This window comes from Nocardioides sp. Root122 (assembly GCF_001425025.1).
GTDB lineage: Bacteria > Actinomycetota > Actinomycetes > Propionibacteriales > Nocardioidaceae > Nocardioides.
Genome location: NZ_LMDE01000011.1, coordinates 492813 through 505426, shown reverse-complemented (window position 1 = coordinate 505426; position 12614 = coordinate 492813). Strand labels below are relative to the sequence as shown.

At 72.4% G+C, this 12614-nt stretch carries 16 protein-coding genes; 10 read left to right on the top strand and 6 right to left on the bottom strand.

Going from position 1 to position 12614, the window contains the following annotated elements; translation table 11 throughout:
• Positions 1-4: 4 nt before the first annotated feature.
• Positions 5-205: a hypothetical protein gene (locus ASC64_RS15285; RefSeq protein ID WP_056908361.1), complete on the bottom strand. Its 201-nt coding sequence runs from the start codon at positions 203-205 to the stop codon at positions 5-7.
• A gap of 44 nt (positions 206-249) precedes the next feature.
• On the opposite strand from ASC64_RS15285, the gene ASC64_RS15280 reads away from it, so the two are divergent.
• The 6 genes from ASC64_RS15280 to ASC64_RS15255 all read left to right on the top strand — a co-directional run bounded on the left by ASC64_RS15280 (position 250) and on the right by ASC64_RS15255 (position 4500).
• Complete coding sequence (locus tag ASC64_RS15280; protein WP_235563770.1) at positions 250-1176, top strand: carbohydrate kinase family protein; 927 nt, start codon at positions 250-252, stop codon at positions 1174-1176.
• Entirely contained in the window at positions 1160-2062 is a 903-nt protein-coding gene (locus ASC64_RS15275) for a pseudouridine-5'-phosphate glycosidase (protein ID WP_056908360.1), read from the top strand. Before ASC64_RS15280 ends, ASC64_RS15275 begins: the two co-directional genes overlap by 17 nt.
• A gap of 36 nt (positions 2063-2098) precedes the next feature.
• Positions 2099-2461, top strand: a complete 363-nt coding sequence (locus ASC64_RS15270; protein WP_056908359.1) for an HNH endonuclease — start codon at positions 2099-2101, stop codon at positions 2459-2461.
• A 57-nt stretch (positions 2462-2518) separates the two neighbouring features.
• Positions 2519-2935: a VOC family protein gene (locus ASC64_RS15265; RefSeq protein ID WP_056908358.1), complete on the top strand. Its 417-nt coding sequence runs from the start codon at positions 2519-2521 to the stop codon at positions 2933-2935.
• Entirely contained in the window at positions 2932-3489 is a 558-nt protein-coding gene (locus ASC64_RS15260) for a GNAT family N-acetyltransferase (RefSeq protein WP_056908357.1), read from the top strand. Before ASC64_RS15265 ends, ASC64_RS15260 begins: the two co-directional genes overlap by 4 nt.
• Positions 3490-3609: 120 nt before the next feature.
• Positions 3610-4500, top strand: a complete 891-nt coding sequence (locus tag ASC64_RS15255; protein ID WP_156385225.1) for a phosphatase PAP2 family protein — start codon at positions 3610-3612, stop codon at positions 4498-4500.
• Between the two features lie 10 nt (positions 4501-4510).
• Here ASC64_RS15255 and ASC64_RS15250 read toward each other — a convergent pair whose 3' ends face one another.
• Entirely contained in the window at positions 4511-6040 is a 1530-nt protein-coding gene (locus tag ASC64_RS15250) for an alanine/glycine:cation symporter family protein (protein ID WP_056908355.1), read from the bottom strand.
• Between the two features lie 317 nt (positions 6041-6357).
• On the opposite strand from ASC64_RS15250, the gene ASC64_RS15245 reads away from it, so the two are divergent.
• Positions 6358-7599, top strand: coding sequence for a DUF2254 domain-containing protein (locus tag ASC64_RS15245; protein WP_056908354.1), 1242 nt, complete (start codon positions 6358-6360; stop codon positions 7597-7599).
• Positions 7600-7756: 157 nt separating this feature from the next.
• Here the strand turns inward: ASC64_RS15245 and ASC64_RS22380 are convergent, their stop codons facing one another.
• Positions 7757-8041 carry a hypothetical protein gene (locus ASC64_RS22380; RefSeq protein WP_056908353.1) on the bottom strand — a complete coding sequence of 95 codons (285 nt, stop codon included), beginning with the start codon at positions 8039-8041 and terminating at the stop codon, positions 7757-7759.
• Between the two features lie 262 nt (positions 8042-8303).
• On the opposite strand from ASC64_RS22380, the gene ASC64_RS22375 reads away from it, so the two are divergent.
• Both ASC64_RS22375 and ASC64_RS15230 read left to right on the top strand, forming a co-directional pair.
• Entirely contained in the window at positions 8304-8579 is a 276-nt protein-coding gene (locus ASC64_RS22375) for an STAS domain-containing protein (protein WP_162245811.1), read from the top strand.
• Positions 8576-8992, top strand: a complete 417-nt coding sequence (locus ASC64_RS15230; protein ID WP_056908351.1) for a hypothetical protein — start codon at positions 8576-8578, stop codon at positions 8990-8992. Before ASC64_RS22375 ends, ASC64_RS15230 begins: the two co-directional genes overlap by 4 nt.
• A gap of 28 nt (positions 8993-9020) precedes the next feature.
• Here the strand turns inward: ASC64_RS15230 and ASC64_RS15225 are convergent, their stop codons facing one another.
• From ASC64_RS15225 to ASC64_RS15215, 3 genes are read right to left on the bottom strand one after another with little or no spacing between them, the layout of a single operon-like run.
• The gene (locus ASC64_RS15225; protein ID WP_056908350.1) at positions 9021-9725 is read right to left on the bottom strand and encodes a GerMN domain-containing protein; all 705 of its coding nucleotides are present in this window, start codon (positions 9723-9725) and stop codon (positions 9021-9023) included.
• Positions 9722-11080: a sensor histidine kinase gene (locus ASC64_RS15220; RefSeq protein ID WP_056908349.1), complete on the bottom strand. Its 1359-nt coding sequence runs from the start codon at positions 11078-11080 to the stop codon at positions 9722-9724. Before ASC64_RS15220 ends, ASC64_RS15225 begins: the two co-directional genes overlap by 4 nt.
• Before the next feature lie 35 nt (positions 11081-11115).
• Entirely contained in the window at positions 11116-11859 is a 744-nt protein-coding gene (locus tag ASC64_RS15215) for a response regulator transcription factor (protein WP_235563769.1), read from the bottom strand.
• A gap of 140 nt (positions 11860-11999) precedes the next feature.
• On the opposite strand from ASC64_RS15215, the gene ASC64_RS15210 reads away from it, so the two are divergent.
• Entirely contained in the window at positions 12000-12446 is a 447-nt protein-coding gene (locus tag ASC64_RS15210; RefSeq protein ID WP_056908348.1) for a PRC-barrel domain-containing protein, read from the top strand.
• The last annotated feature ends 168 nt before the right edge of the window (positions 12447-12614 follow it).

Genomic DNA, 12614 nt, shown 5'->3' with positions numbered 1-12614 from the left:
GACCTCAGTCGTCGGCGCGGCGGCCGCCGAGGCGGTGGTGGGTCCCCGCCGGGGCCTCGCCGAGGTGGCCCACCCCGCGGCGGGGCTGTGCGCGCCGGACCGGGATGCCGGGCCGGGCGAGGTCCTCCCGCTCGCGCCTGCTCTGCCGGCGATCGAGCAGGAACAGCACCACGCCGACCACCAGGACCCCCGCGAGCCACATCATGCATCGACCGTACGCGCGCACCGGGGCTCTGTCAGGATCTGCGCGTGAACCAGTGGGTGGTGGTCGTCGGTGGGACGAACATGGACGTCGTCGCGCGCACGTCCGCGCCTCTGGTGCCGGGGACCAGCAACCCCGGCCACACCCGGATCTCACCCGGCGGCGTCGGCCGCAACATCGCCGCGTGCCTCGGCCTGCTGGGCGCGCCGGTGCGCCTGGTGTCGGCGGTCGGTGACGACGCCTTCGGCGACGAGGCGCTGCGGGTGACCGCGGCCTGCGGCGCCGACGTGTCATCCGTACGTCGTGTGCCGGGCCGCACCGGCACCTACACCGCTGTCCTCGACGACCGCGGCGAGCTCGTCTCGGCGGTCTCCGACATGGCGGTCGTCGACGCGCTCGAGCTCGACACCCTGCACCTCGACGACGCCGCCCTCGTCGTGGTCGACGGCAACCTCGCTGCGGCCCAGGTGGCGAAGGTGCGCGCCGCGGCCGCCGCGGCCGGCGTCCCTGTCGCCTTCGAGCCGGTCTCCGTCGCGAAGGCTGCACGACTGAGCGGCGAGGTCCAGGACCTCTTCCTCGTGACGCCCAACTCGGACGAGATCGGCGCACTGGTCGGACGGCCGGGCGACCCGTGGGCCGCGGTCCACGACCTCTACGACCGCGGTGTCCGCCACGTGTGGATGCGTGAGGGCGGCCGCGGGTCCTACGTCTGCAGCGAGGACGCCCCGACTGTCCACCTGCCCGCGATCCCGGTCGAGGTCGTCGACGTGACGGGCGCCGGGGACGCGATGCTCGCGGCCTGGATCGCCGCCTGGCTCCGCGGCGCCGACCCGGTCGAGGCCGCCCGCGACGGCCACCGCGCCGCGGCCGCGACCATCACGAGCCCCCACACCGTCCGCCCCGACCTGGCCGAGGCGATGGCCGCCTTCGCACCCCCGACTCCGAGAGAGGTCACCGATGCTGACGATCACTGACGAGGTGCGCGACGCGCTGGCGTCCGGACAACCGGTCGTCGCGCTGGAGAGCACGATCATCAGCCACGGCATGCCCTACCCGCAGAACGTCGAGATGGCCCGCACCGTCGAGGGCATCGTCCGCGAGGGTGGTGCGGTCCCGGCCACCATCGCGGTGCTGCACGGGCGGCCGACCATCGGCCTCTCCGCCGACGACCTCGAGCTGCTCGCCTCCGACGACTCGGTCATCAAGGTCTCCATCCGCGACCTGCCCTACGTCGTCTCGCGCGGCCTGCACGGCGCGACGACCGTCGCGTCGACGATGCGCCTCGCGGCCCTGGCCGGGATCCGCGTGTTCGTCACCGGCGGCCTCGGCGGCGTCCACCGCGGCGCCGAGACGTCGTACGACGTGTCGGCGGACCTCACCGAGCTGTCGACCACGTCGGTCGCGGTGGTCTGCGCCGGCGTGAAGAGCATCCTCGACATCGGCCTGACCCTCGAGAAGCTGGAGACCCTCGGCGTGCCGGTGCTCGGCTACGGCACCGACGAGTTCCCGTCGTTCTTCTCGCGCTCGTCCGGCTTCGCCGCCCCGATGCGCGTCGACAGCCCGGCCGAGGTCGCATCGCTCATGCGGGCCAAGTGGGACCTCGGCCTCGACGGCGGCGTCGTCGTCGCCAACCCGATCCCGGCGGCCGCCGAGATCCCAGCCGACGAGATCGGCACGATCATCGACCAGGCCCTGGCCGACATGGACCGGCTCGGCATCCGCGGCAAGGACGCGACGCCGTACCTCCTCGGTCGCATCGTCGAGATCACGGACGGGGCGTCGCTGAAGGCCAACATCGCGCTCGTCGAGCACAACGCGCGCCTCGGCGCGGCGATCGCCCGGGAGCACGCCGCGCGGTAGGACCGCGAGGGCCGCCGTCCGGTCTACGCTCCGTCCATGGCAGCACGCAGCCGGGCAGCGACGTACGCACGCCGTCGGCGGCGACGGATGGCGGCGGTCGAGCACGACCTCACCCCTGACCAGTGGGCGGCCCTCCAGGAGGCCTGGGCCGGCTGCGCCTACTGCGGCTCGCCGACCGGGCCGTGGGAGAAGGACTGCCTGCTGCCCATCTCGCGCGGTGGCCGCTACACCCTGACCAACGTCGTCCCCGCCTGCCGGTCCTGCAACGCCAGCAAGTGCAACACCGAGGTGACGACGTGGATGCGCCGCAAGAAGCTGGACGAGCGCGCCTTCCTCGTCCGCCACGGCGCGATCGGCACGGCGGTCGCCGACACGCTGGACGCCACCGGCGCGCCGTAGCGCGGCGTCGGGCGGGACGGGCCGCTCCGCGCGACCGGGCGTGCTTGGATCGCTCGTATGGCCTCCCAGATGACCGAGATCTCCGTCGACTGCCACGACCCCGAGCGGCTCTCCGCCTTCTGGTGCGCCGTCCTGGGCTGGGTCGTCATCCACCAGGAGCCCGGCCTGATCGAGATCGCCGCGTCGCCACCCGACGACGCCGCGCTGCTCGAGGCGGTCCGGTCGGGTCCGGTCGTGCCGACGATGTTCTTCGCGCAGGTCCCGGAGGACAAGGTGGCCAAGAACCGGATCCACTTCGACGTCTCCCCCGTCGACGTGCCGCAGGAGGACGAGGTCGACCGGATCCTCGCCCTCGGGGCGACCCGCGCCGACATCGGGCAGAGCGGCGAGGAGTCCTGGACGGTGCTCGCCGATCCCGAGGGCAACGAGTTCTGCGTGCTGCGCAGCCTGGCACCGGGACACTTCTCGTTGTGAGCGGCCTGGAGCTCGGCCTCCCGATCGAGACCGAGCGGCTGGTGCTGCGGCCGCACCGGATGGACGACCTCGACGACCTCGCGCGCTTCCACGGCGACGCCGAGGTGGTGCGCTACGTCCCGTGGCCGGTCCGCGACCGCGAGGCGACCGAGGAGACCCTGCGGGTCAAGCTCACCCAGACCGAGCTGGTGGCGCACGGCCAGTGGCTGGTCCTCGCGGTGGAGCTGCGGGCAACAGGCCGCGTCATCGGCGAGGTCCTGCTCAAGTGGGCCTCCGACGGCCAGGGCGAGGTCGGTTTCGCCTTCGCTCGGGACGTGCAGGGACAGGGGTACGCCGCCGAGGCCGCCACCGCGATGCTGCGCCTCGGCTTCGACGACCTCGGCTTCCACCGGATCGTCGCCGTCGTGGTGGAGGGCAACGACCCCTCCGCCCGCCTCCTCGGGCGCCTCGGCTTCCGCCAGGAGGCCCGGTTCGTCGACGGTGCGTTCTTCAAGGGCGAGTGGGTCACCCAGCTTGTCTTCGCCCTCCTCGCGGACGAGTGGCGTACGCCCTGAGGGTCCTCCCGCCGACCGGCCGCCGAAGACGTGCCCGACGCCAGGGCCGAGACCCGGCGCGAGGGTCGCTGACCTCGTGGACCACGCAGCGGGCACACCACCGCGTGCCACGATGGCGGCATGCACCCGGACCTCGGAGGACCGCAGCGGTTGACCGAGCACTGGCGGCGCTGGAGGAGCACGGCGGCGTGCGTCGGAGTGGGCCTGCTCTGCACGGTCGCCCTCGTCTGGCTGGGTGACCGGAGCCAGCAGACGCGGTTGGGGCAGTCGCTGGACCAGGTGGGCATGGACGTCGTGGCCGGCGACGAGGCGACGACGCGGCGGCTGGTGGGCGTCCTGGGCAACGTCTCGCTGGGCTCGATCGCGGTCGCCGTGCTGGTCCTGGTGGGCACCGCCGTGGTGCGCGAGCGGTACGCCGCGGCCGCCGCGGCTGTCGCGCTGGTCCTGGGTGCCAACGTCACGACCCAGGCGATGAAGGCCCTGATCGACCGTCCCGACCACGGCTACCTGACCGTCGAGAGCTTCCCCAGCGGCCATGCGACCGTCGTCGTCTCGCTGGTGTTCGCCGCCTTGCTCGTCACCCCCGACGCAGCCCGCACCACGGTCTCCCTCGTCGGCTCGGGCGCGATCACCGTCACCGCGGCCGCCACGCTCGTGGCGAGCTGGCACCGACCCTCGGACATCATCGGCGCACTGCTGGTGTCCCTGGTGTGGGGTACTGCCGTGCTCGCCGTCTGGAGCCTGCTGCGAGGAGGGATGCGCGGCATCGCACCCGCGCGCCCCCACCGGATCTTCGCCACCACCGGCGTGGTGCTGGCTGTCGCCGGCCTGGTCGCCGTCGGGGTCCGCCCGGGAGGCGGCTGGGACGGCTTCCTCGACGCGGGGGTGGTGATGGCCGGGATCGGGCTGGCATCGGCGCTGGCGGTCACCACGTATGCACAGCTCGCAGGGCCGATGGCGGTCGGCACCGACGCAGGCAGCCGTCCTGTCGGTGCTGCCCCGGGACGATGACGCGGACCACTCAGGTCGTGGCGCGCTCCTCGACCGGCACCTCCGTGATCCTGCCGTCCCGCCGGCCCTCTCGGAAGGACCGGAGCTCGTCGCGCACCTTGGGCAGCAGGATGTAGCAGCCCAGCAGGTTGATGATCGCGCACACGAACAGCATGGAGTCGGCGAAGTCGAGCACCGAGGTGAAGGTGATGACGCTGCCGATGACGGTGAAGCAGCAGAACACGACCTTGAAGGTCGTCTCGCTCCGCTTCGAGCGCCCGAAGATCTCGGTCCAGGCCTTCATCGTGTAGTAGGACCAGGTGATCAGGGTCGAGAACGCGAAGAGCGCCACGGCGATCGCGAGGATGACCGGGAACTGCGGGAGGAAGGTCTCGAAGGCACGCGAGGTGACGACCACACCATCGGGTGTCGGGCCGCCGTTGGCCACCACGTCGCGCTGCTCGCTGTAGTAGGGCGCATCCGCGATCACGATCGTGAGCGCGGTCAGGGTGCAGATGATGACCGTGTCGATGAAGGGCTCGAGCAGGGCGACGAAGCCCTCGCTCACCGGGTGCTTGGTCTTGACCGCGGAGTGCGCGATCGGCGCCGACCCCACGCCGGCCTCGTTGGAGAAGGCCGCGCGCTGGAACCCGATGATGAGGACGCCGATCGCACCACCGGCGACCCCCTCCGGGGCGAAGGCACCGGAGACGATCTCCCCGACCGCGGCGGGCACGTTGACGATGTTGCCGGCGATGACCAGCAGGCAGGTGCCGAGGTAGAGGAGCCCCATCGCCGGAACCAGCCGCGACGTCACCTGCGCGATCGAGCTGATCCCCCCGATGATGACGGCTCCCACGAGGAACGCGAGCACCAGCCCGAAGATGAGCGCGGAGCCGGACGAGCCGAGGTAGCCGTCGTCACCACCGGTCACCTCGCGGGCCTGGGCGAAGGTCTGGTTGGCCTGGAACATGTTGCCGCCGACCGCGCCGAACAGGAACAGCGCCACGGCGAAGACGAGCGTCAGGGTGCGTGACGCACTGCTGCCGAAGCGCTCGAAGGCGACCGGGAGGTAGCGGAAGGGTCCGCCGGTGACCGAACCGTCCTCGTGCACCTCGCGGTACTTCACGCCGAGGGTGCACTCGACGAACTTCGTGCACATGCCGAAGAGCCCGGCGACGATCATCCACAACGTCGCTCCCGGCCCGCCGATCGTGACCGCGGCACCGACGCCGGCGATGTTCCCCAGACCGACCGTGCCCGACACCGCAGACGAGAGCGCCTGGAAGTGGGTGACCTCCCCGGGGTCGCTCGCCCGGGAGAACTTGCCCCGCACGAGGTCGAAGCTGGTGCGCCAGGAGACGAACTGGATGCCTCTGAACAGGATCGTGTACACGATCGCGGCGACCACCAGCCACAGCACGATCAGCGGGAACGTGACCCCGCCGACGGTCGGGGCGTAGAAGATCACGGACGTCACCGCGCTGGCGACGGGGTCGAAGGCGGAGTTGATGGTCTCCTCGACCGTCGAGAGCCACTGCCACTGGTCGTCGGTTGCCATGGGTGTTCACCACATTCACGTCGGGGGCCGTCGATGCAACCAGCCCACCGGCCGCGGGTTCAACGCCTGTCACGACCTTGTCGCCGAAGTGTCGCGAGGACGTCGCACCTCGGCGGGCCGGGACGAGCGAGGATGGCAACGGGCGCGCAGCCGTGGACTCGCCTGCGGCGCCGCGCCGACCCAGCAGCACGGGTGTGACAGGCACCCGACTTCCGAGAGGACGGATCCATGACCGGGGCTCCGCACGAGGTCACGACCGTCCGCGCACCGCTGGCACGGCCGCACGCCCCCAGCCCCGTCGGCTCCTCGCGGCACTCATGACGCGCGCCTGGCGACGCCTGCAGGACAGGTTCTGGGTCGTGCCCGTCCTGTTCGCGGTGCTCTCCGCCCTCCTGGCCCTGGGACTCACGGTCCTGGACGACCGGCTCGACACGTCGCTGCACGTGCCGTTCCTCTTCTCCGGCGGACCCGAGGGAGCCCGGGCACTGCTGTCCGCGATCATCACCTCGATGATCTCGTTCACCGGCCTGGTGTTCTCGATCACCGTCGTGGTGCTGCAGCTGACGAGCAGCCAGTTCTCCCCACGCGTGCTGCGCACGTTCCTCCGCGACGCCGTCAACCAGATCGCGCTCGGGGTCTTCGTCGCCACGTTCGTGTATGCGCTGGTCGTGCTCCGGGCGGTGCGCGGCACCGCCCAGACCGAGACCGTGGTGCCGCAGGTCTCGGTCACGGTCGCCTTCGCCTTCGTGCTCGCGAGCGTGGTGGTGTTCCTCGTCTACATCGACCACATCGCCCAGTCGATCCGCGCGGCCACCATCGTGACGCGGATCGGCGAGGAGACCCGGGAGGTGCTCGAACGACGGCACCCGGAGGATGCTGAACATCGCGCACTGCAACCTGTGCCGGACTCCCGCGGGCACCGCGTCCCTGCGGACGCGCCGGGCGTCGTGCAGCAGGTCGACGACCAGGTGCTGCTCGGCCTGGCCGAGGAGCACGACGTGACGATCTGCCTGCTCCGTGCTGTCGGCGAGTTCGTGCCGGCGGGCGCACCGCTCCTGGAGGTGCACGGCGCCCGGCCTCCGGACGACGGGACGCTCCGGTCGGCGGTCCACCAGGGCAAGGAGCGCGTGCTCGACGAGGACGTCGGCTTCGGGATCCGACAGCTCGTGGACATCGCCGAGCGCGCCCTCTCCCCCGGGATCAACGACCCGAGCACGGCCGTGCAGGCCATCGACCACATCCACGACCTGCTCCGCCGGCTCGCGACGCGGCCGCTCCAGCCCCGGCAGCGCGTCGGCCGCACCGGCCGGCTGGCGGTGCACGTGCCGCAACCCGACCTCGGCGACCTCATCGCCCTGGCCGTCGACGAGATCGCGCACTGCGCGGCTGACGTGGACCGTGTGCAGCGACGGCTGGCGGTGATGCTGCGCGACCTGCACGACGCGGCGATCCCGATCCACCGTCCGGCCGTCGCGCACGTGCTCGAGGAGCTCTCCGGCCGCCTCCCGGGTCCGCACGCCGACCGCGACCCCGAGCCGACCGACAGCGGGCTGCGCTGATCGCGTCGACGACCTGCGACAGCTGTTCGACGAGGCGGACGGCCTCAGCCCACCCTGAGCAGGTGGATCGACGGGAGGTGTCGCCTCTCCACCTGCTGCGCGCGTCGACGGACCGCGGCGATGATCGCCGCGCGACGCACCGTCCGGTTGTACGCGGTCACCGGTGCGTCTTGAGGACGAAGCGCACGCGACCGGTCTTCTCCGTCACTGCGTCGAGGGTGCGTCCCCGCAGGCGCGAGGCCGTTCCGGGGCCGAAGAAGAGCCGCGCACCGTCGCGCTCGTGCACCGTGTCGCGCGGCTCGGGTCCGGGCGTGGCCTCGACCTGCAGGGGGCCCTCGGGGGACTGACCTCGCGCGATGCGCAGGCCCGAGCGCGCGGACAGGGAGCGGTGGCCGGTCACCCTGCGGACGACGGAACGGGCTCGTGAGGTCATGGTGATCATGTCGTGCCTCCTGGAGTGGCGGGCCGAGAACTTCTGTCCCTCCATCAAGACACGTCGCACGGCTGGCGACAACGACCCCGACGGAAGTGGCCGAGGGTCGTCGGGCGGTTGTCATCAACCCGCCACATCTCCGTACGGCCCAGTGTCATGTGGCAGGGGCACCCTTGCCCGCATGGTGGATGAGGAGACGGGTCCCGCGGTGCCCGGAGGGCTGGGCGCCGATCCGGCGCACCGCCTCCCAGGACGGCGTGACGACGTGGTCGTGAGGTGGGGACCCACGCGCCCGGAGGACCTGCTCGGTGACGTCAAGGAACGTCTCCCCCCGCTGCTCGACGTCCCTCCGCGGGCGCTCGTCGTGGACCTCGGGGGGATGACGCGGCTCTCGTCCGGAGCGGTGGCCGCGCTGCTGTGGACCGGCGTGGCCTGCCGGAGTCGTGGCGTCCCGATGCGGCTGCGCCACGTGTCCCGGGCGGGTGTCGCGACGCTGCGGCGGGCAGGCCTGGTCACCACCCTCGACGTGGACGGACCCGACTCGTGACGCGCGCCGGCTCCGCAGCCCGCCTCGTGGACGACGGACTCGGCGTCTCCCGCTTCGACCTGCCCCCCGGTCGGGACCTGGAGGAGGACGCGGCCGCGCTCGTACGTCGCTGGGGGCAGGACCGGGCGCTCCCTGCCGCGACGGTGGAGGACCTGTGCGTCCTCACCTGCGCCGCCCTGGCACCCCACGGCGGGCGCGATCCCCACGGAGTCTGCGTCCGGCTGCAGTGGGCGGACCTCGACCACGTGCGGGTCGAGGTGGAGTGGCGCGGGCCTGTCGCCGCAGTGACCGACGAGGTGCGCGACGAGGCCCTTCGTGCGTCAGCCGACATCATGGACACCACGGCGGTCCGGTGGGGGGTCGACCAGGGGCCCGGGCTGTGGATGATCGTCGACGCCGGTCCGGTGCAGTGACGGCCCGGCGCCTCGACCGAGGAGGTCGTCAGCCGGGATCGCCGCTGGCACTCTCCGGGCAGCCGATGTCCTCCGCCAGTCGGTCGGACCGGCCGCGCGCCAGGTAGCGACCCGGCACGAGAGGCGCGTAGTCGTCGGCCGTCACGGGCCGGGACGTCAGCGCCCCACCGGGGAGCGGAATCTCGACGAGGGACCCGCCGGTGCTCACCCGGACCACGTCGATGCCGGGCGCAGAGGTGAGGGTCAGGACCAGCTGCCCCACGGCAAGCGGCAGGCGGTCGGCGGCCAGGGAGCTCGATGCCTCGAGATCCACCACCGCGACGCCGTTCGCGACGCCGAGGAGCTCGAGGCGCGAGGAGGGCGGGACGGCCGACGACCTCCCGGCGGCCCGGTCGTCCTGCTCCGACGCCACCAGGGCCGACAGCATGCTCGCCACGACCTCCTCGGTCGGATCGGAGCACGCGACGTCCGCCGACGCCGGCGCCAGCATGTCGTCGGCCGTCAGCCAGAACACCACGGGGGTGTGTGCCGGCACCGGCCCCTGCGCCTGTCCGGGTTGCGCTCCGGTCTCGGTCTCCAACAGGCGGTACGGCACGGACTCCGGGTCCACCCGCCGGACCTCGCCGCTGCCCGGGAGGCCACAGCCGGCGACGAGGAGGACCGTGCCCGCCAGGACGGCGCCGCGGGCGCGCGAGTGGCGTGGCGTGGCGGTGCCGACCGACGTGGCTCTCATCCGGCGGTCCCACTGGCGCCACTTCGTGGCAGGCGCAGCACGAACTCGGCGCCTCCCCGGTCGTGCACGTCCGAGCACCACACGTCGCCGCCGTGGTTGGCGGCCGTCCGGGCGACGATGCTCAGGCCCAGGCCGCTCCCGGTCCCCTCCTTGGCACCACCAGCACGCGCGAAGCGCTCGAAGATGCGTTCCCGGTCCTGTGCGGGCACCCCGGGACCCTCGTCCCGGACCCGGATCTCGACGTGGTCGTCGACGGCGTCGACCGCGACCCCGGTGAGCCCTCCGCCGTGCAGGTCGGCGTTCTGGAACAGGTTGATCAGCGCCCGGAGCAGCTGACGCCGGTCGACGTCGAGGAGCGGGTCGACGGGCGGCTCGTGCGTGCCCTCGCCCGTGGAGAGCAGGTTCGGGGGGCGCCTGCTTGCCTGCAGGGCCTGTCGCACCAGCTCCCGGGCACCGACGGTCACGGTCTCACCCTCGCCCGCGCCGGCGTCGAGACGCCCCAGGATCAGCAGGTCCTCGAGAGCACGGCGGAACCGGGCGAGCTCGGTGGCCATGAGCTGCACGGCACTGCTGGCCCCTGCGCTCAGGTCGGGCACGCCCTGCAGCACGCCCAGGCTGGTCGTCAGGGTGGTCAGCGGCGTGCGGAGCTCGTGGCTGACGTCCGCCGCGAACCGCGCGTCCCGCTCGATGCGCTCGTGCAGCGCGTCGACCATGTGGTTGAAGGCGCCGACCAGCACGGCGAGGTCGGGATCGCTGGTCTCGTCGAGACGGGTCTTCAGGTCACCTGCGGACACCTGCACCGCGGCACCGGCCACCGCACCGAGCGGCTGCAGCACCCGCCTGCTCGCGGCCCGTCCGAGCAGTGCGCCCCCTGCGGTCGTGAGCGCCGCACAGACGACGAGTGCCCACGCGAGCGTCCGCAGCGTGGCGGCCAGCTCCTCCGCCACCGACACCTCGTAGTAGGAGGCGCCGACGGCCGGCAGCGGAACCCCGACGACGATCGCGTGGGGGTCGGTCAGGTCGGTCCAGGCCAGGCCCGCCGATCCCGCGTCCACGGTCCGGACGACGACGTCGGTGACGTCCTGCCGCGGCCGGTCGAGGGAGGAGGAGTACCAGGTGTCGCCGCGGTGGAGGTACATCACGGCGCCCGTCGCCGGCGCGATCGAGCCCAGCACCTCGCTGCCCTCGCTGCCCGGCGTGAGGAGGCGGTCACGCACCAGCGCGGCGTCGGTGAACGCCTGGCGCAGCGCGGTGCGTTCCCGCTGCTCCACCAGCAGGTGCCGGGCGGAGAAGTAGGTGCCGAGCGACAAGGAGGCGGACAGCGCCAGGGCCCCCGACGCGAACACCAGGGTCACCGAAGCCCGGAGCCCCCTCCGGGCCGGCCACCCCCTCAACGGGTGTCGAGCCGGTAGCCGAGCCCGCGCACCGTCACCAGCGTGCGAGGGGCGCTCGGGTCACGTTCCAGCTTCTTGCGAAGGCGGCGCACGTGCACGTCGACGATGCGCTCGTCGCCGAAGAAGCCCTCCTCCCAGACGTGCTCGAGCAGCGAGGACCGCGACAGCACGAGACCCGAGTTCTCGGCCATCACCGACAACAAGCGGTACTCCGTCATGGTCAGGTGGATCTCGTGCTGCCCGCGGCTCAGCTGCGCCGCGCCCCTGTTGAAGACCAGCGGCCCGTCCTCCTGGTCGAGCACGAAGACCTCGTCGTCGCGGGGCGCGCCGTCCGACGAGTGCCCGCCCGCGGGCTCGCCGGCCACCAGCACCGGGCGGCGCAGCAGCGCGCGCAGCCGGGCTCGTACCTCCTGGACGTCGAACGGCTTCGTCACGTAGTCGTCGGCACCTGCCTCGAGCGCCGAGACGATGTCCTCCACTCCGTCCCGGGCACTGATCACGACGATGGGGGCCTCGGTGGTGGGCCGCACGCGGCGGATGAAGCTGAAGCCGTCCATGCCCCCGAGCATCAGGTCCACCAGCATGAGGTGGACAGGAGCCGCGTGCACGAGCTCGAGCGCACGCTCGGCGTCCGCGGCTTCCGCGACCTCGTACCCGTCGCCCTCGAGCAGCAACCGCAGGGACGCACGGAGTCCGTCGTCGTCCTCGAGCACGAGCAGTCGGGTAGCCATCGCCGCCATGCTCCCATCGTCGGTCAACCGACGCCTCAGGGTGACGCGCACCCGGCATTGTCACGGAACTGCAAACCGGCCAGACGCGGGCCGACACACCCGCCGGGCACGATGGGACCTCGCTCGCCTGCCTGCCCAGAGGAGTCCTCATGACGTCGCTCCAGCCCTCCACTCCCTCCGCTCCCCCCACTCCCCCCACTCCCCTCGTCGCCCTCGAACAGGGTGCGATCGACCTCGCCACCGACGCCGACGACGTGCGAGGGCTGGTCGTGCTCGACTCGAGCGGGCATCGCGTCGGCGAGGTCGACGACATCCTGGTCGACGAGGAGCACCGGCGCGCCCGCATGCTGGTGGTTGCCTCGGGAGGGGTCCTCGGTCTCGGGGCCCACCTCCGGCTGGTCCCCGTGGAAGCAGTCGCCCGCGTCAGCGACCACGTCCGCCTGCATCACGTCGAGGCCTCGGTGCTCCACGGCGAGCACCAGGACGGCGCAGCGCTCGAGCCGTGCGACTACGCGGCCGTCTACCGCAGCTACGGCTGCACGCCGTACTGGGATCCCGCCCACACGACGGCGAGCTTCCACGAGCGTCAGTGGTGAGAACACCTCGGCCCGGGCCACGACGCCGACTGCCGCGTCCTGCGCCTGGCGAGGGTCGGTGACGTCAACCGCGACGAGATCTGCCCGGTCACAGCGGGTGCCTGCGTCACCCAGGTGGTCCTCCCCTCCTCGCGGACGCGTGGCGTACGCGCTGAGGGCGACCGCAAC

Bases quoted from the DNA above. Each gene is read 5' to 3' on its own strand.
- ASC64_RS15245 (WP_056908354.1), top strand. From the start codon at position 6,358: ATGACGCGCGCCTGGCGACGCCTGCAGGACAGGTTCTGGGTCGTGCCC.
- ASC64_RS15275 (WP_056908360.1), top strand. From the start codon at position 1,160: ATGCTGACGATCACTGACGAGGTGCGCGACGCGCTGGCGTCCGGACAA.
- ASC64_RS15250 (WP_056908355.1), bottom strand. From the start codon at position 6,040: ATGGCAACCGACGACCAGTGGCAGTGGCTCTCGACGGTCGAGGAGACC.
- ASC64_RS22380 (WP_056908353.1), bottom strand. From the start codon at position 8,041: ATGATCACCATGACCTCACGAGCCCGTTCCGTCGTCCGCAGGGTGACC.
- ASC64_RS15285 (WP_056908361.1), bottom strand. From the start codon at position 205: ATGATGTGGCTCGCGGGGGTCCTGGTGGTCGGCGTGGTGCTGTTCCTG.
- ASC64_RS15210 (WP_056908348.1), top strand. From the start codon at position 12,000: ATGACGTCGCTCCAGCCCTCCACTCCCTCCGCTCCCCCCACTCCCCCC.
- ASC64_RS15255 (WP_156385225.1), top strand. From the start codon at position 3,610: ATGCACCCGGACCTCGGAGGACCGCAGCGGTTGACCGAGCACTGGCGG.
- ASC64_RS15270 (WP_056908359.1), top strand. From the start codon at position 2,099: ATGGCAGCACGCAGCCGGGCAGCGACGTACGCACGCCGTCGGCGGCGA.
- ASC64_RS15265 (WP_056908358.1), top strand. From the start codon at position 2,519: ATGGCCTCCCAGATGACCGAGATCTCCGTCGACTGCCACGACCCCGAG.
- ASC64_RS15215 (WP_235563769.1), bottom strand. From the start codon at position 11,859: ATGGCGGCGATGGCTACCCGACTGCTCGTGCTCGAGGACGACGACGGA.
- ASC64_RS15225 (WP_056908350.1), bottom strand. From the start codon at position 9,725: ATGAGAGCCACGTCGGTCGGCACCGCCACGCCACGCCACTCGCGCGCC.